Here is a 16307-nt window from a genome sequence, read left to right as displayed (position 1 = left end):
CCTGGCCCATCCGGCGCACCCTGCCTGACGGTAGCCTCTGCATGAATCAACGCACTTGCCGCTCTCGCTGAGCAGCCAAAGGACGGAACATGACCGAAACAGAAGCCATTGCGCGGGCAGATGCCCCCCGCACCCGCGCCAGCCTCGCCGCTGACCTCCGTGCGCTGGGCGTGGGGGCGGGCGACGTACTGATGGCTCACGTCAGTCTGAGCAGCCTGGGCTGGGTGGCAGGCGGCCCGGTGGCGGTGATCCAGGCCCTTCAGGATGCCGTGACACCTGCGGGAACACTGGTGATGCCCACCTTCACCCTGAATCTGACCGATCCGGCAGACTGGCGCAGACCCGCCGTTCCACCATCCTGGTGGGCCACCATCCGCGCCGAGATGCCCGACTTTGACCCGGCGCTGACGCCCACGCGCGGGATGGGCCGCACCGCCGAACTGTTCAGAACGTGGCCGGACGCGAGGCGCAGCGATCACCCGCACAGTTCCTTCGCCGCGTGGGGCAGGCACGCCGATGTCATCACGGCAGACCACCCCCTGACATTTTCGCTGGGAGAAGGCTCGCCACTGTCCCGCGTCTATGACCTGAATGGCCGGGTATTGCTGCTGGGGACCGAGAACAACTCCAGCCTGCACCTCGCGGAAGTCCGGTCTGGCAAGGGGGCGACTGTGCCTTTCAGCGGCCCCATTCGGGTGAACGGGCAGCCGCAGTGGGTGACGTTTGACGAGTGCGATTACGACGAGGACGCCTTCCCGCCCGTCAAGGCCGCCTTTGAGGCGAGTGGCGCAGTCACGGTGGGAAGAGTCGGCTCGGCCACCGCAAAACTCATGTCCCAGCGGGCGTTGGTGGATTTCGCCGTGCAGTGGTGGACGGCGAATTCCCCTGCCGATTCACGGGTCTGAGCGGGCCATCCTCCGTAAAACTACGCAGTCCTCGCGCGAATTGCCCGGATACCGTTTTTGCCGTGTGGGGCGCAAAATATCTGGCATGAAGAAGATTCTGACCGCCCTGCTGACCGTCTCTGCCATCTCTCTGGCCGCCGCCCAGACCACCCCCACGCCGATCAAGCTGGCCACCACCACCACCGTTTCGTCCGCCAGCCTGAGCCTGAGCGCCGCCAGCCGGATTGCCACGCTGGCCGTGAACAACTGCGCCCAACTGGGCTACAACGTCAGCGCCACCGTGGTGGACCGCAGCGGCGTGACGCTGGCTGCGGCCCGCTCCGAGAATGCCGGGCCACACACTCTGGGGGCCAGCTCCGGCAAAGCTTTCACCAGTGCTAGCGCCCGGGCGCTGACCAGTGACATCGCCAAGAACCTGTCCAGCAACCCTGGCCTGGCGGACATCCCCGGCTATCTGGTGCTGGCCGGCGGCGCACCGATCCGTGTAGACGGCGCAGTCGTGGGGGCGGTGGGCGTCGGCGGCGCGCCCAGCGGTCTGGTGGATGAGAAGTGCGGCACCGACGCCGTGGCCACAGTGCTGGGCAAATAAAGTTCAGGGCGTGTTGAGGCTGTCCGGAGGTTATTTAAGAAATGGCCTGACCGGGCAGCTTCTCGCCATCCCTGGTCCTGGAGTTTTCAGCAGGCCGCGCCAAGCGGATGCGGGCAAGGCAGTCCGTTCCCAGGCAGCGGAATGTGGGTCATGGCCGAAAGGAAATTCGTGAATGCTGGCTCATTCGGGAGTTGAGTGCAGTGGAAGGCGCGCATCAGCGGAAGGATTTGAACGCGCTGGTGCGCGTTTGCGCAACCGGAACGGGGGGTGAGCGAAGCGGAAGAGAAGCGGAAGAGAAGCGCAGCTCTCTCTCTCACCAGTCTGTATGTGAGGCCAGTGAATCACGCCTGCACTGGGGCTTCGGAAATAGACGGTACTGGCTGCTCAACATGACGGTTCTAAAGTCAAGTCACGCGTGGCACACCAGAATTGAATGTCTTCAGGTCAGTTGACGCTGGGCATCTTGCGACCATCAGGGAAAGGACCGGGCAGCGTCGCATCAAAACGCTTTCGGGCGGTATTGGAAGCCCGCTGCCTTCAGAGTCTCCTGACTTTACAGTAGCCATGTAGACACGCTGACATTGACAAGTCGGGGGGGCCTCCCTATACTTCCCTTCGCGCTTTTGGGATCAGTCCCAGAAACGCACCCGCCGTGACTGGGGGGTTGGCCGAGTGGTTGATGGCGGTAGTCTTGAAAACTACTGTGGGGCAACCCACCGGGGGTTCGAATCCCTCACCCCTCGCCACAGCACAGCGGCCCAGCACAGTTGAGGAGAGGTGGGTGAGTGGTTGAAACCGCATCCCTGCTAAGGATGTGTACCGCAAGGTACCGAGGGTTCGAATCCCTCCCTCTTCGCCACAACGCTGCCCCAGTTCATACCGTGTACCCGTAGCTCAGCTGGATAGAGCGTCTGACTACGGATCAGAAGGCCAGGGGTTCGAATCCCTTCGGGTACACCAACAAAACCTCGTCCTAGGACGAGGTTTTTCTTTTTTGGCTTTTTTGCCCAAGAGGCTGTGTGCAGTTTTGTGTGCAGGCCTTTTCCTGATCGGCTCGGCCCGACCACCAACATGTGCCCCAGCTCTGGCAGGGCGCGCAGACCCAGGTGATGGGCGTCCGGCGCGGTGGCGACCAGCAGACGTTCCCCGGTGTTGGCCTCCTCGAGTTGAACGCGCAGCTCACGCATTTCGTCAGATGAGGCAAAGCCTGCGTCAGCAAGCGCCTGCTGAGACTGTGGGTGGCCGCCGCGCAGGAACTGAATGCCTGCGGCCAGCAGTCCCACAGTGATTAGATCGAGCCAGTTCACTGGTCCCAGCCCCCGGTGTGACTCAGCGCGCGCAAGCGCTCAGGCTGTTGCTGATGCGGCTCCTGCACAGCATCGAGATCGAGCGCTCGCGCCCAGTCAGCGTGCCGTTCCCAACTGCTATCTGCAACCTCGCGCAGGGTGGGCAGGTCCACGCGGGTCAGGCGGCGCTCGGTGGCGGCTACGATGTGAACGTGATCGTGCTGGCTCTGGTTGCGGTGTTCGACAGCGAGCCAGGGCACCTCTTTTGCCTGCCCTTCGGCGACGGCGGCCATCACGTCGCGCGTCCAGTCACGCTGATCCACCGGGTGCTGGCCAGCGCCGGGGTTGAGCACCAAGCGGTAGTGGTGGTCTCCCCTGGCCGCGTCCAGCTGTGCGCGGATGCTGGCGACGTCCAGCCCGTCAGGGCCGAACACCGCGCGCTCAACGCGCTGACCGTCGTGGTCCGGGCGCAGGACCGCGTACCGTAGGGCGGCGCGCGAGGCCGCAGGACCACCGGCACCGACGGTGAACCGCGCGCGCATGATGGTCACGGTGCGTCCTCCAGACCGAGCAGATCTTTAACGGCGGCGCTGGGGGTTCCGCAGGCGCTCGCGCGTTTCGGCGGCGGCCGTCCGGTTGAGCGCCTGGGCCACCTCGGGGCCAGCCTGCTGAGCGATCTGGTTGACGTGCAGAAGGCGCGACGTGCCGGCCTCCATGGCCGCCTGGACGGTGAGCTTTGCCAGGCGATCGGACATCACCCCGACTTCCCGCTTGACAGCGCGCTCAATGCGGACGCCAGCGAGGTCCAAGATGAGTTCGTCGCTGCGCTGTGCGACGCCGCGGGCGAGCAGGGTGGCGCCGTACTCGCTGAGCGTAAGGTCTTGAACGGCTGCCAGATTTTTCAGGCGCTGGGCCACGTCTTCTTCGACCCAGATGGTGAGTTTTTGCTTGGGCATGGGGGCGCACCTCCGTGAGCGTTAAGACCAGCATCGCAGCGCTGCGCGGATTATGTGCAGAAAATGAGTGGTGGACACTTCCGGGCCATCGTCGCGTCTCGCATCAGCTCCAGCGCTCTTATCTTGCCGATAAATAACCGTGTTGCGGAACACCAGGACAGAAGTAATCCCTGAAAAACAGCGGTGGGCAACCAGTGGTGGGGTCTGGTGCCAGGAGCAAATAACTGGCGCCAGATCCCACCACCATCCAGTCGGGGGTAGTTCAGCAGGGGACCGCGCCACTGTGTTTTGTAGGGCGCTGAATACAGGCAGCAGAAGGCGGACTAAACCTCGTCGCGCCTTTGTCCACGCCACAGCGCCATATCCACCAGGTCAGCGGCGGCTATTTGCGGGGCTGAATCGGAGAGACTCCACAGTCGGAATCACCTCTTCCTCCCACACCAGAATCTGGTGTTACCGTGGCAACTTGAGGGACCTGTGCTTCACGTGCAGGAAGTCGGAAGAACGACGCCCAGCATCGGAAAAAACCACAAATAGAGGGGTATTGACGTGCAACCTGAAATGAAATTGGACTTTCGCTGCGCCGGCTGCGGCAAACAGACCCGTGTGATTCACCACGTCAGTGCTGTTGGCACCGTCTGCCACCGCCGCTTTGGCCTGCTTGGACGCGTCGTCGATTTCGCCGAGCTTCTGGTCAGCTCTCCGGCCGACGAGCAGAGCGTGTACCGGTTCCGCTGCGCCATCCGCGTTCTGCAACGCCTCGGCCAGCCGTACAAAGTCCTCAAAATTGACAATACGCGCCAGTTGGAAGTGACCGAAGATCCCCACCGCCGCAAACTGGTCCTGGAAAACTATCTCCGCCAGGAACAGGCCATACGCAATCTGCTCAGAGAACACGAACACGTTGTTCTGCGTCCCCAGGGAAACCCAGTCCGGCCTGATCACCGCGCTTCAGCCTAGGCCGGGTTCTTCCTCACTGGCGGCGAAGCCTATGAAAAGATCAGGCCGACTGCGAGAAATGGCTGGCCTGGACTGTGGCATGCCGCCCACCTTACCCACGCTGAGCGCCGAAGCCCAGCACTGGTTGGATGCACTGAATGCCAACGCCAGAAGCTGATCGAGGTGATCTGGTGGCGTCATGCCAACACGGCGGCGCCCTTCGACTCGACAGCCTTTTTAAAGACCTGAGGAAGTCAGTCAGAATCAGCCCGAAGAAGCGAAGGGCGGCGCCGCCTCTGTCAGCCCGAAACGCCGGGTCAGCAGCGGGTGACGCTGCCCAGCCGCCCAGTCGGCGATGATCTCGCCGTGAACTGGCAGGAACTTGAAACCCACGCCCGAACACGCCGACACCAGCAGCACCCGTGCAGAGTCGGGATGGGTGTCGTAGATGAAGTCGCCGGAGCGGGTGGTGGTGTACAGGCACGTCTTGACCTGCATGACCGGCCCCGCCGCGCCGGGCAGGTGGTCTTCGAGAAAGGCCCGCATCACCTCGGTGAGTTCGGGCTGCGGCAGCCCATCACGGGTGTCGGGGTCCACCTGCGGGCCGCTGGTGTGCAGGCCGACCTTAACGCCGGGCAGGTGAAACAGCGGAAAGCCGTAGGCCTCAGGAAGCTGGTGGTGAATGAACAGCGGAAAGCGGCCCAACACAAATGCCTCTGGCTGCGTGGGGCGGAAGTAGACCACCTGTTCCTGGGTGACCCGAAGCGACGGGGCCAGGTCAGGCACCAGCCCTGGAAGCCAGGCGCCGGCGGCCACCACCAGCCGCCCGGCGCTGAAGGTTCCGCGCGCGGTGTGAACGGTGGGCGCGGCGGGATCGCTCAGGTCAACGCCCAGCACGGGGGTTCGGTCCAGCAACGTCGCTCCCAGCACACCCGCCATGGCGGTGAGCAGTTCCAGGGTCAGGCTGGGATTCAGGATGCCTGCCTCCGGGCTGTACACCGCCTGCCAGTCGTCGCCGGGCCGCCACTGTGGATAACGCCGGGCCAGTTCCAGGGCATCAAGAACCTCGAAATCCTGCCCGCCCTCGCGCAGGTGGGTCTGGATCTCCGCCAGCATGGGGGTCTGGGCGTCTCCCAGATCGAGCAGGCCCGCAGGCCAGTACAGTTGGGTGGCGTAGTCGGTCTGAAACTGCTTCCAGAGCGTCAGGGCGCGGGCCGCCATGGGGGCGTACTCACGCACGGTTTGAGACAGCCGGAAAATGCGCGACGGCCCGGCGCTGCCGCCGCGCTCGTGGCCGAACGCGAACTGCTCGAGCAACAGCACCTGTTGACCGCGCCGCGCCAGCTCATGTGCCCCGGCGATCCCGGCCATTCCCCCGCCGATGATGATGGTGTCGTAGCTGGTGTTCATGTGCTTAGATTTCCTCCAGAGCAGGCCAGACAGTCTCAGCACAACACTTTGCCGTCCGGGCGCTGACGCCGATGTTGCCGTGCAACCCACATGGGTGAGGCGATACCCAAGAGCAGAAAGCCAATCAATCTGATCGTAGCGCACAGTGCCATCAGCCGGGGCGTGAATGACACGAGCACACGCCTGCTGAGCAGCCCTTCGGTCAGGTTAAGGACAGACGCCTTCAAATAATATTGCGCCGTGATGCCCAGCTCGCCCCGAATCCTGCGCTCCTCCCTTGTCCTGCTTGCCCTGTGTGGCGCCGCCTCCACAGAGATCGACCAGACCACCGATCCCAACGCTCCCTTCCGTCACCTGAAGGTTCTTGGTCCAGACCATGACCATGGAGACGGGCGAGGACCCCGTGGATGAAGAAGGCACCGACACCCAGAAATTCACTTTCAACGCTGCCGGCCAGGTCACGCGCATCATCTCCCAGTCCGACGACGAGACCGAGTATCAGTACAAGGGCAGTTGCTTCGTCAAGCAGCAAGACTGGAATTGGTCGCGGTCAGGACTGAAAAATGCGGGGAGCCTGGTGCATCAGCTCGGCCCCGACTGCCAGGTTCTTGAGGCGCTCATCTATGACAGTGCGGGACCAGCATGACCACCGAGGAATTCAACGCACCGAATGCCCGTGGCGAGGAGCAGAGCGCCGTGACTGTGCGCGAATGCCAGGGAACGATCTGCACCATCACGGCGAAGATTTTCAAGAAGAATTTCGATCTGAACGTCACCTCCCGGACAGACTTGACCTACGGTGATCTGGACTAGTACGGCAACTGGCGGACGCGCAAGGAGACCCGGACTATGGACGGCGACCCGTTTTCCAGAAAGGCAACGACGCGGACGTTCACCTACCGCTGAGGAGTGACGGTGCTCAACGCTGTGATGACATGAGGACGTACCGCGCAGGTGTACGGGCCTGTCCGGGAATTCAAGTGTCGCGGCTGGGCGGGTCGCCTGGATCTGCGCGGAGGTGTTGCTCGGCGTCCACTGGCTGCCCCCTGGGGTCCGGCACAGTTTCTAGCGGTGCGGTGACCAGGGGATGTGGTTCCGGCGGCACAGAGGTTGGCCACCGGGTCACAGTCTGCGCCTCGCTGGGCAGGCCGAGCAGGTGGTATTCATCCTGAATGGCCCGTCCAAGCGTCTCCATCTCCTCATGGGCCTGCCTGAGCCGGGCCTCGTCTTCGCGGCGGCCCACCTCGGCCAGCGCCGCGCGGGCGCGCTCACTCAGGTGCCCGCTTTCGCTTGGCACGAGCTTTGAAGCCGGGCTGTTCTCGATCTGTTTGATGGTCTGTTTCAGGCGCTGCCTCTGCCGGTTCAGGCTCCAGACCCGCGCCGCAGCCTGGGTGGTGATGGGAGCGGACGCGCCTTCGGGGGGCCGCTCCAAAGGCCGTCCCAGCGATGCCCGGCTGATGCCAGACCAGGCCAGGGCGGTTCTGATCAGGACCAGGAGGGCAAACAGCGGAAAACTTCCCCGCAGCGTCTGCAGCGTCCCTGCATCCACCGACTGTGGGGCACCCAGGCCACCAAAGACCAGTCCCAGTCCGGTCACTGCGATCAAGCCCTGGACCAGGGGGAAACTCAGCGGCCTCAGCCACCCGGGGAGGGGGTACCCTCTGAAGAGATAAAACGCGCCGCTCGTGATCAGGCCCAGCGCCACGGCCACGTACCCCAGATAGATCACCGCAACGGGTAACAGCCCGCTCATCGTGACGCCGGCGAGCGCGGCCCCCGTGAGTGCCAGTGCGGCGTTCATCTCGTTGCAGGGACGCATCAGGATCACGGCGATCACTGCCGTCAGGACCACGTTCCTGAGCCACTCAAATGGGCCAACCCACGGGAGAATCACGGGCGCCGCCACCAGCATCAGGGCTGCGGCGATCAGGCCATTCATCCGGGGGAGCAGCGGCCTGAGTTTCCAGCCTGGGACGTTGTCTGTCTCGGGACGCCAGTGCCTGAGCGGAGCCTCGGCGAGAAGGTAGACCGCCAGGGCCAGAGTCCCCAGGGCCAGCATGCCGGCGGCAAAGGGCCAGGACGTCAGGGCCACAGGCATCAGCATGCCGGTGATCACCGCTGTGGCCCAGGCCCACACCCGCAATCGGATGGCCGGCTTGCTGTCTGGAGTGGCTTCTTCCCTCATGGTGATGGGGGCCATTGTTTCAGGGTCCATACCTCTTCCTCTCAGCACCGCTGCGGCACCGTTGTGCCTTCAGACTCTTCTGGCTACGCCTCTGCGGGAACCATTTCAGGACTGGCACGCCCGCCCAGGTGCAAGAAAGCTTCGGGACTTTCAACACCATTGATCTCGTCCGCCACAGATGCCAACCATAATCCATGATCGGGGCTGAGCAACGATCAGGGGCAGGATGTAGTCACTGACGGTGCCCACCGCGATGCGTGTTGGGCATTGCCCAAAGTGTCTGGCCCTGGCGCGCAGACGTCGAATAAAAGGTCTTAGAAATCACGGGCACCACACCCCAGAGCACCCACCGCCGGGTAGACGGCGTCCGGCGCCACGGGTTGCAGATTTGCCAGTGCGCTGAAGCGCGCATGGCCTGCGCCAAGTGACCGCTGATCCTTCCTGGTTTTCCAACTGAGGCGCAACCTGACAGGTTGGCTTCAGTTCAGATCGCGCGCGCCGCGCAGTGCGTTCAGGACCGACGGATCGTGGTCTGCCACGCGTCGCTCGAGTTCAGCGTACAGCCGCTCCTGCACACCCGCCCGCACATTATCTGCCCACGGTCCCTGGGCGACTGATTCAGCCCCGTTGACGTGGAGATGTACCGGTCAGGTGCGCGACACGGACGAGGAGACCCCTAGGTTCGACTTGCTGGCGCGGCTGCTGCGAAGCCGGGGCTGCGCGTCAGAGAGCTTCAGGCCGGTCAGCATAGTCAGTATCTGGTTGGGGAAAAGGCGGGGATGAACGGAAGAGCTTGATCTGGCCGTCTCCCGGTGGCGATCCATGGTCTCCGGACCGCTGCATCAGGCTCAGAAACGCACGGGTGATAGCTGGATCAAACTGCCGCCCAGACTGCCCCCTGATCTCTGACAGGGCGTCCTCGTGACTCCAGGCATGCTTATATGGACGTTCACTAATCAGCGCGTCGTACACGTCACAGACGGCAAAGATCCGCGCATTCAGGGGAATAGCGGTCCCCACCAGACCGTCCGGGTATCCGCCGCCGTCCCAGCGTTCATGGTGTGAACGGATGACCTGAAGCGTTTCCACAGCGAGTCCAGCGATCCGTGTGGCAAGCTCGTGCCCCTTGACCACATGGCTCTGCATGACGCTCCATTCCTGCGGCGTGAGACGGCCCGGTTTCCTGAGGATCTCATCCGGGACGCAGAGTTTGCCGAGGTCATGCAGGTAGGCACCTTGCCGCAGATGGTGGAGATCAGCGGTGTTCAGGCCGAGGTCCTCGCCAAGCCGCTCGGCCATGGTGGCAACGCGGTGGGTATGGCCACTGGTTTCGAAATCCCTGGCTTCAAGGACGATGCCGAGGGTCAGCATGCCCGCTTCCAGGGTGGAGCGGACTTCACCCACTGCGCGGCGGAGTTCAAGGGCGTGTTCCAGACGCAGCGCGGTGAGTTCCATGATCTTGCGCATCTGCGGCGTGATCGTCTGCCAGCGGTTCACAGTGCGCAGGACAATGGCGGCGGTCACCTGCCCCTGACTGAGAACAGGCGTGACAATGGCACTCTTGACACCCTGTTCAACCATGACCGACATGCTGTTCGAGATGCTCGGGTAGTCGGTACTCCACACCGTGGTCCGCGTGCGGTGAGCCGTGTCGATCATGCCGGTCCCGGCGAGGGCCATGCGGACATTCAGGCCCGGTTGGGCAAGTGGGACGCCCTCTCTGCGGGCCTGATGGGAGAAGAAGGCTTCGTTTCCATCTATGGTGGCGTAGGCAGCCTGATCAACGTCGAACACGCCCAGCAGTCGGTTCAAGGCATGCTGGATCAGATCACCCGGGTCTCGGAAGGCCTCGAGTTCCTGGGAGAAGGTCACGAGGGCGTCGATTTCGTGTTCTCCAGGGGTGGCCTCCCTGAACTGTTCTTTCTGGAGTTGCAGGTGTTCGTCAGCGATGGCGAAGGCGCGCTCATAAGCCGTTTTGACTTCCCAGACGGCCATGCCGGCGGTGAACGCTTCTACGCCTTGCATCGGACCAGGGAGCGCTCTGTTCGTCTCACCCAGCAGATCCCGAAGCGCCTGCTGGTTAGGGCCGGGAGTGAGGATCACGAACTCGTCCCCGCCCCAGCGGCAGATCAGGGCCTCTGCGGGCAGAGCCTCGCGCAGGGCGTGCGCAACGGCCCGAATGTACGCGTCTCCTCCGCTGTGTCCGCGCAGGGTGTTGACGCTCTTCAGCAGGTTGAGGTCGATGACAGCCAGAATGTTTGGAAAGCTCAGGGTGCGCTGCGCCTGCATGAAAGCGGTGCGGGTCAGGCAACCGGTCAGCGCATCGAAGTCAGTGGACGTGGGATTCCCGGCGCTTCTGGGCAGCCGCCGGACATGAACGGTCAGACCGCCGTCGTCCGGGTAGACGATGAGGCCGATCCACCCCTGGTGGCGATCACCGAACACTTCCAGTTCTGTCCGTTGCTGGGTGTTCAGGACGTGCCTGAAAGCAGTCATGACTTCAGGCATGGCCTTCGTCGGCAGGGCGTCCTCGTAGGTCCGTCCCAGCAGTTCGTGACGCTCTTTTCCCCACGCCTTCAGGGCAAAGGCGTTCACGAAGGTCAGACGCTCGTTCGCGTCAAGGCTGAACATGATGTCCTCCACCCGGTCAAACGGGTGCACGGTGGCGTGCGGGACGCTAGGAGACATAGGGCAGGGTAGTCCCTGGGCAATGACAGAAGGTTCACGGCATCCAAACATTTGGGATAAGGCCGATCTGCCTTCAGGCTGGGTCACAGAGAGTCCGGGCCTTCGGATTAAGGAACTGCCGGTGTCGAGGTCTGCAAAAAGCGCGTTTCCAGCACGTGTTGGCCGCCCTGGCAATTTTCCGGGGATGACCACCCCCCCACTCTGAACAGGAAGATGGCCTGGACATGCGCCCGGATCTGGCGGCCATGATCGCCGACGCCCAAGACGCAGCGCGGGAGGTCGTGGCGCTGAGCGAGGAACACGGGGCTGCCGCCAGGTATCCGCTCCTGGTCAACGGTAAACTGCACTGGATCTTGTCCGTCGGTCCCCGGGACACCCGGCTGGCGTCAGCATAAGCGCGCGGCTCTTATACCCGCAACGTCTGCCCCAGACATCGCTGTTCGTTCTCAGGCTGATGCACCGCGCCGCCATGGTGGCCAGCTTCAGTTCAGACCGCGCGCAACCCGCAACGCGTTCAGGACTGACGCATCGTGGTCCGCCGCGCGCCGCTCGAGTTCAGCGCACAGACGCTGCTGGACACCCGCCCGCACGTCATCTACCCACGGTCCCTGGGCGTCGGCTAGAAAAGCCCCGCGTACCTCAACAGGCCCGCCACGCCGCACCGCTGGCGCCGGGAACAGATCGCTGGGCAGCCACGCAGCGGTGACATCCAGCAGGGGGTGCAGCGTATGTTTCCCGTTCTCGATCAACACTGGGGCTGTGCCAGCGGGGAGCAGAAGCCGCAAGGTTTCACACAGACCCCGGAGAGTTTTTTTGAACAGGTCCACCATCTTTGAATCTGGGGCGCCCTCCCACAGCGCCGCCAGCAACTGCTGACGCGTGGCGGGACCATACAGGGCGAGATAGGTCAGCAGTTCGGCAGACCGGCGTAGCGGAAATCGCAGGTGACCCGCAGCGTGATGCACCTCCAGTGGGCCGAGCAGTTCCAGCCGCGACGCCCCACCACTGCCTGTCCGCTGAACACTCCATCCAGTCTCGCGTCCCAGCCGGACTGTTTCCTGAGCCAGCCCAGCGCCCGGCTCAGCAGCGTGGCGTCGGTCAAAAGTGGCGCTTCATGGCCCATTGTGGCTCAGAGCCGCTACGTCCAGTTGAATTGAGGCTGCGTCACGTCCGGGCGGGCGAGGTCTAGGCACCATAACGGGGCCTATCAGGATCACCACCCGCCAGCAACGGGCCCCGGGTCCACCTTTATGCGCGGCAACATCAAAATATTGCCTTGAAAAGACCCGTGCCAGGATTAAACTTGTGAAGCCCCCATCCAACCCCAGTACCACCTTCCAGCACAACGCCACGCCAGCGAAGACCCGCGTGCGCAAGCCCGTGGGCAACCCGTTCACCCCCATCCTCGAAACGTTCACCCAGCTCCAGAAAGAAGGCCCGCAGCCAGAGGGGCTGCGGGCCTTCAGCGTGCGTCCTTTCCCCGGACGCCCCCAGCACCATCTGGCCATCGACGGACAGGGAGCACCCGCAGTCCTGCTGCAGGCCACGGGCAATCCGATATTTCACTTCGGAGTGCCGCATCTGGGCGTTGAACATGACGTCCTGTGCAACATCACCCACGCAGATGGCACACGCGACCAGCACAAGTTTCTGGTGGTGCGCTGCCGCGGAGACGACGCTGGAATCCACGCGTACTTTCTGAACGTTGTCGGGGGAGCGGTACTGGCCCTGCCTGATGACGCCACAACACATGACGTCGCAGAGATGACCCGGCACATCGCCTATGTATTGGCCTACCTGAACCGGGAACCCCGCCTCGCGTCCCCAGAGCTGTGGGCGGAGGTTTTTATCATCGCGCGCGCGACTGACACTGCCCAGGCGGTCCAGGTCTGGCGAGACCACCCGGAAAACACATACAGCTTCGGTGTCGACGGCAAGCACGCCGAAGTGAAGTGCACCGTGGGAAAGGGCCGGCAACACAATTTCTCCCTGAAACAGTTGCGCTTGCCCTTTGACGGCGGCGACGTCACCATCCTCTCGCTGAAGCTGCAGCCGTCCAGGACGGAGGTAACCCTGGGCGAACTGATTCAGGATGTGCGGGCCAGACTGCTCCATGACCGGGAGATGCTGAAGAGGTTTGACTGCAACGTTGCGATGGCCCTGGGGAAAACCCTGGTCCGTGCGCTGTCGACCGGGTTTGACACGCGGCTGGCCGCCAGGAACCTGCGGCTGATGGCGCCGGAAGATGTCCCCTGCCTCTCTACTGCACTGCCGGAGGGCATTTCGGACCTGCGGTTCACGGTAGATGTCGCGTCGGTGCCCGCCAGCAAAGTGACTCCACAGGACAGTCTCCATGTGGCGTTGAATATCCCACGTTCGTAGTCACGTGGTGTGGACTGACTTCAAAGCCGTGCCCAGCCTGGGTCAAGGGAGCGTTTGTCGGCCGGCCTTACACGCTGGCTGGCCGTCACCCAGAACTCTTAGAGCATCGCCGTCTGCCCGGCCAGCTCAACGGCTTCAGAGCGGGCGGGCGCGCGGACCTCTCTTCTTCCTCGACTTCGTCCCCGAGTCTGCGGTCAGTCCGGGATGATGGCGTGAAGCGGCCCGCCACGGTGTTCCGCCGCGTTCACATTGACCACCTGCCCCGACTGCCGCGCCCGCTCCGCCGCAAAGACCATCAGGTGACTTTCCAACGTTTCCTGTGGACCACTCAGGATCAGGCCAGGATCGTGCTGGCCCACTGCGGCCAGAAACGCCGCCATCAGCCCGTCGTCCCCGCCGCCATGCCCCGACAGGATACTGCCGTCCGAGGCGATGGCGGTGTCCAGCACAGCAGTCTTGCCCGTCAGAAAGTCGTAGACCTCGATACTCTGACTGTCGCCGTACAGTTCGCCACGCGTGCCGAAGATCCGGGTCTCGCGGCCACGCGCGCGGGTGAAAGCGGTCATGGTGAAGCTGGCTGTCACGCCGCCGGGGAACTCGAAGCCCACGACCTGATGGTCCACCACATCGTTGTCGCAGGCGTAGACGCAAAGCCCATAGGGACCGTCCCGCAGCGCCGCCGTCACGCCCCCAAGGGTGAGGTCGGCGGTGATGACATTCAGCGGCCAGTCGGTATTTCCAGCCTCCAGTTGCCCCAGGTAGTAGCGTTTGGCCGAGTACGGACAGGCGTTTTCGATCTCAGGCGGGCAGTCCAGACAACGGTCCGCCGCACCGGGCGGCTGGGCCTCGCGGCGGAAGTGCTTCAGGCTGCCGAAAGACGAAACGCGCTGACACGGCAGGCCGACGATGTACCGCAGCCAGTCCAGATCGTGGCACGACTTGGCCAGCAGCATCGGGCTGCTTTCCTGCGAGTTGCGCCAGTGGCCGCGCACAAACGAATGCGCCTGATGCCAGTACCCCACCGGCTCCAGATGCTCCACGCTGACGATCTCGCCGATGGTTCCAGCGTCCAGCACAGCTTTCAGGGCCTGGGTGTAGGCGGTGTAACGCAGGACGTGGCAGACGCCCAGCATGACGCCGTGATGTTCGGCTGCCGTGACGATCCGGCGGCAACCTTCCTCGTCGGGGGCCATCGGCTTTTCCAGCAGCAGGTGATAGCCGAGGGCGGCGGCGGCCTCCACTGGGGCGACATGATCGGCGTCCTGGGTGGCGATCACAGCCACGTCAGCTAGTTTTGGATGCTTTAAAGCCGTGCGCCAGTCGGTAAAAACCTGTTCGGGCGGTAAGTGATGACGTTCGGCGAAGGCGGCGCGGCGCACCGGATCCGGCTCGGCCACCGCCACCACCACGCCCTCTGCCGGATGGTGTAAGGCGTAGTCGGCATAGGTCTGCCCCCGGCTGCCCGCGCCCAAGATCAGCAGGGTGACTGGCTCTCCCCTGACTGGCCCACCTATCACTGGACCACTCACGCGTTCACCGTCTCGCGCAGGTATTCGGGCAGATCGGCGTGTTCGGCCTCCACCAGTTCGGCAAACATGGCCCGGATCTCGTCCAACGAGCAGACGGCGGCGGTCAGCGGATCCAGCATCAGCGCCTGCACCGCCAGTTCGCGGTCCCGGTACAGCACAGAATCGGCCAGCAGGCTGTGAACCGCCATGTGGGAGCGGTCCAGCGCGGCCAGCGCCTCGGGCAGCCGTCCGTAGGGCTGCGGGTGAATACCGCCGCCGTCCACCGTGCAGCCCACCTCCACCACGCCGTCGGGCGGCAGGTTGTCGATCAGCACAGTCCCATTCAGCACAGTCCCGTTCAGCACAGCTCCGTCCGCCATGTTGGGCAGGTTGCAGGTGATCTGCTGGGGCCGGTTCAGTACCATACCCTCGATGATGTTGGAGGCGAACTCCGGGCTGCGTGTCATGTCAATGGCGGCCTCCCCAGCCTTCTCGCGGGCGATCAGATCGGCGACCCGCGCGGCGTGTTCTTGCCGCCACTGCGGCCAGTTGTGGGCGTAAAAGCCGCTCTCGCCCTTGTAGGCTGGCCGGGTGAACTGCGCCAGCAGATCGGGGCGCTTGCGAAAATACGGCACGTACTCCGAGAAATGCCCACTGGACTCTGTGGGGAAGGCCCCGAAATGCCTGAGCATCTCGAAACGGATGATGTCCTGTTCATAGATTGCAGGTTTCAGCATCGCCGCACGCAATTTGAGCATCAGGTCCTTTCCCTTCCAACTCAGCTCGGTGAACCAGGACAGATGGTTGACCCCAGCGCAGCGGTAGGTGAGTTCGCTCATGGGCAGGTCCAGGTACCCGGCCAGCTCGGCCAGGGTGTTCTGGATGGAGTGGCACAGGCCGTATACCTTGAGGTTTGACCCCCGCGCCGACAGCAGCACCAGGGCGCTCATCGGGTTGGTGTAGTTCATCACCACAGCTCCGGAAGCCAGCCGCTCGATGTCGCGCAGAATGTCCAGCCACGCGGGGGCCGTCCGCAGGAACTTCATCACGCCGCCGGGGCCGGTGGTGTCGCCGATACACTGGTCCACGCCGTACTTCATGGGAATGTCGTAGTCGTGCCGGACGTTGCCCAGTCCCGAGACCTCGATGGTGTTGATCACGAAATCGGTGCCGGGCAGCGTGGTCAGGCGGTCTGTGGAGGACGTGACCGTGAACGGCTTACCGCTGCGGGCCACGGTCAGTTCAGCAAGTTCATGGGCCTGAGCGAGTCGCAGCGGGTCGATGTCGATCAGGCCGAATTCGCCTGCCTCCAGGCCGTCGATGGAGAGGACGTCGGTGATCATCTGCTGGGCAAAGACGGCGCTTCCGGCACCGATAATGGCGATCTTGGTCATGCAGCACAACTCCAGGAGGGAAAATCAGCCCGGCTCACCACAGGCCAAGGCGGGCGATGGGTTCA

15 protein-coding genes and 3 tRNA genes are annotated in these 16307 nt (G+C 63.6%); 8 read left to right on the top strand and 10 right to left on the bottom strand.

All coding sequences use genetic code 11. From position 1 onward, the window contains the following. The first annotated feature begins 89 nt into the window (after positions 1-89). From DAAJ005_RS04045 to DAAJ005_RS04025, 5 genes are all read left to right on the top strand, one after another. Entirely contained in the window at positions 90-905 is an 816-nt protein-coding gene (locus tag DAAJ005_RS04045) for an aminoglycoside N(3)-acetyltransferase (protein WP_151845991.1), read from the top strand. An 85-nt stretch (positions 906-990) separates the two neighbouring features. Beyond that, positions 991-1494: a heme-binding protein gene (locus DAAJ005_RS04040; protein WP_151845990.1), complete on the top strand. Its 504-nt coding sequence runs from the start codon at positions 991-993 to the stop codon at positions 1492-1494. Between the two features lie 658 nt (positions 1495-2152). Then, positions 2153-2240 (top strand) — tRNA-Ser (locus tag DAAJ005_RS04035). A gap of 25 nt (positions 2241-2265) precedes the next feature. Beyond that, a tRNA-Ser gene (locus DAAJ005_RS04030) sits at positions 2266-2353 on the top strand. 24 nt (positions 2354-2377) lie between these two features. Further along, a tRNA-Arg gene (locus DAAJ005_RS04025) sits at positions 2378-2454 on the top strand. Positions 2455-2797: 343 nt separating this feature from the next. Here DAAJ005_RS04025 and DAAJ005_RS04020 read toward each other — a convergent pair. From DAAJ005_RS04020 to solA, 4 genes are all read right to left on the bottom strand, one after another. Further along, positions 2798-3331, bottom strand: a complete 534-nt coding sequence (locus tag DAAJ005_RS04020) for a hypothetical protein (protein WP_151845989.1) — start codon at positions 3329-3331, stop codon at positions 2798-2800. Between the two features lie 27 nt (positions 3332-3358). Beyond that, positions 3359-3736, bottom strand: coding sequence for a hypothetical protein (locus tag DAAJ005_RS04015; RefSeq protein ID WP_151845988.1), 378 nt, complete (start codon positions 3734-3736; stop codon positions 3359-3361). 453 nt (positions 3737-4189) lie between these two features. Continuing rightward, positions 4190-4681 (bottom strand): hypothetical protein, encoded by a 492-nt coding sequence (locus DAAJ005_RS04010; protein ID WP_151845987.1) that lies wholly within the window; start codon positions 4679-4681, stop codon positions 4190-4192. A 258-nt stretch (positions 4682-4939) separates the two neighbouring features. Next, the gene (solA, locus tag DAAJ005_RS04005; protein WP_151845986.1) at positions 4940-6085 is read right to left on the bottom strand and encodes an N-methyl-L-tryptophan oxidase; all 1146 of its coding nucleotides are present in this window, start codon (positions 6083-6085) and stop codon (positions 4940-4942) included. Positions 6086-6461: 376 nt separating this feature from the next. Here solA and DAAJ005_RS04000 point away from each other — a divergent pair, with 376 nt between their 5' ends. Further along, positions 6462-6731: a hypothetical protein gene (locus DAAJ005_RS04000; RefSeq protein ID WP_151845985.1), complete on the top strand. Its 270-nt coding sequence runs from the start codon at positions 6462-6464 to the stop codon at positions 6729-6731. Then, positions 6728-6898 carry a hypothetical protein gene (locus tag DAAJ005_RS18860; RefSeq protein ID WP_192930859.1) on the top strand — a complete coding sequence of 57 codons (171 nt, stop codon included), beginning with the start codon at positions 6728-6730 and terminating at the stop codon, positions 6896-6898. Before DAAJ005_RS04000 ends, DAAJ005_RS18860 begins: the two co-directional genes overlap by 4 nt. Before the next feature lie 163 nt (positions 6899-7061). Here DAAJ005_RS18860 and DAAJ005_RS03995 read toward each other — a convergent pair whose 3' ends face one another. The 4 genes from DAAJ005_RS03995 to DAAJ005_RS03980 form a co-directional block, all read right to left on the bottom strand. Then, positions 7062-8300: a hypothetical protein gene (locus DAAJ005_RS03995; protein ID WP_151845984.1), complete on the bottom strand. Its 1239-nt coding sequence runs from the start codon at positions 8298-8300 to the stop codon at positions 7062-7064. A 693-nt stretch (positions 8301-8993) separates the two neighbouring features. Further along, positions 8994-10958 (bottom strand): HD domain-containing phosphohydrolase, encoded by a 1965-nt coding sequence (locus tag DAAJ005_RS03990; RefSeq protein ID WP_192930858.1) that lies wholly within the window; start codon positions 10956-10958, stop codon positions 8994-8996. Between the two features lie 482 nt (positions 10959-11440). After that, a complete protein-coding gene (locus tag DAAJ005_RS03985) occupies positions 11441-11743 on the bottom strand; it encodes a hypothetical protein (protein ID WP_151845982.1) in 303 nt (100 codons plus the stop codon). A gap of 122 nt (positions 11744-11865) precedes the next feature. After that, positions 11866-12060 (bottom strand): hypothetical protein, encoded by a 195-nt coding sequence (locus DAAJ005_RS03980; RefSeq protein ID WP_151845981.1) that lies wholly within the window; start codon positions 12058-12060, stop codon positions 11866-11868. Positions 12061-12263: 203 nt separating this feature from the next. On the opposite strand from DAAJ005_RS03980, the gene DAAJ005_RS03975 reads away from it, so the two are divergent. Beyond that, positions 12264-13340 carry a PD-(D/E)XK motif protein gene (locus DAAJ005_RS03975; protein WP_192930857.1) on the top strand — a complete coding sequence of 359 codons (1077 nt, stop codon included), beginning with the start codon at positions 12264-12266 and terminating at the stop codon, positions 13338-13340. Positions 13341-13534: 194 nt separating this feature from the next. Here DAAJ005_RS03975 and DAAJ005_RS03970 read toward each other — a convergent pair whose 3' ends face one another. Next, complete coding sequence (locus DAAJ005_RS03970; protein ID WP_226342559.1) at positions 13535-14869, bottom strand: Gfo/Idh/MocA family protein; 1335 nt, start codon at positions 14867-14869, stop codon at positions 13535-13537. After that, positions 14866-16242, bottom strand: a complete 1377-nt coding sequence (locus DAAJ005_RS03965) for an alpha-glucosidase/alpha-galactosidase (RefSeq protein WP_151845979.1) — start codon at positions 16240-16242, stop codon at positions 14866-14868. The genes DAAJ005_RS03970 and DAAJ005_RS03965 overlap by 4 nt, the downstream gene beginning before the upstream one ends. Positions 16243-16307 lie beyond the last annotated feature (65 nt).

The sequence above is a fragment of the Deinococcus sp. AJ005 genome (genome assembly GCF_009017495.1).
Taxonomy (GTDB): Bacteria; Deinococcota; Deinococci; order Deinococcales; family Deinococcaceae; genus Deinococcus.
The sequence above is the reverse complement of the archived record's forward strand: the minus strand, read 5'-3'. Positions and strand labels throughout refer to the sequence as shown.

What these genes read in the sequence shown, in the direction of transcription:
- DAAJ005_RS04045 (WP_151845991.1), top strand. Translation starts at nt 90, where the DNA reads ATGACCGAAACAGAAGCCATTGCGCGGGCAGATGCCCCCCGCACCCGC.
- DAAJ005_RS04040 (WP_151845990.1), top strand. Translation starts at nt 991, where the DNA reads ATGAAGAAGATTCTGACCGCCCTGCTGACCGTCTCTGCCATCTCTCTG.
- DAAJ005_RS04015 (WP_151845988.1), bottom strand. Translation starts at nt 3,736, where the DNA reads ATGCCCAAGCAAAAACTCACCATCTGGGTCGAAGAAGACGTGGCCCAG.
- solA (WP_151845986.1), bottom strand. Translation starts at nt 6,085, where the DNA reads ATGAACACCAGCTACGACACCATCATCATCGGCGGGGGAATGGCCGGG.
- DAAJ005_RS04000 (WP_151845985.1), top strand. Translation starts at nt 6,462, where the DNA reads ATGACCATGGAGACGGGCGAGGACCCCGTGGATGAAGAAGGCACCGAC.
- DAAJ005_RS18860 (WP_192930859.1), top strand. Translation starts at nt 6,728, where the DNA reads ATGACCACCGAGGAATTCAACGCACCGAATGCCCGTGGCGAGGAGCAG.
- DAAJ005_RS03995 (WP_151845984.1), bottom strand. Translation starts at nt 8,300, where the DNA reads ATGGACCCTGAAACAATGGCCCCCATCACCATGAGGGAAGAAGCCACT.
- DAAJ005_RS03990 (WP_192930858.1), bottom strand. Translation starts at nt 10,958, where the DNA reads ATGTCTCCTAGCGTCCCGCACGCCACCGTGCACCCGTTTGACCGGGTG.
- DAAJ005_RS03965 (WP_151845979.1), bottom strand. Translation starts at nt 16,242, where the DNA reads ATGACCAAGATCGCCATTATCGGTGCCGGAAGCGCCGTCTTTGCCCAG.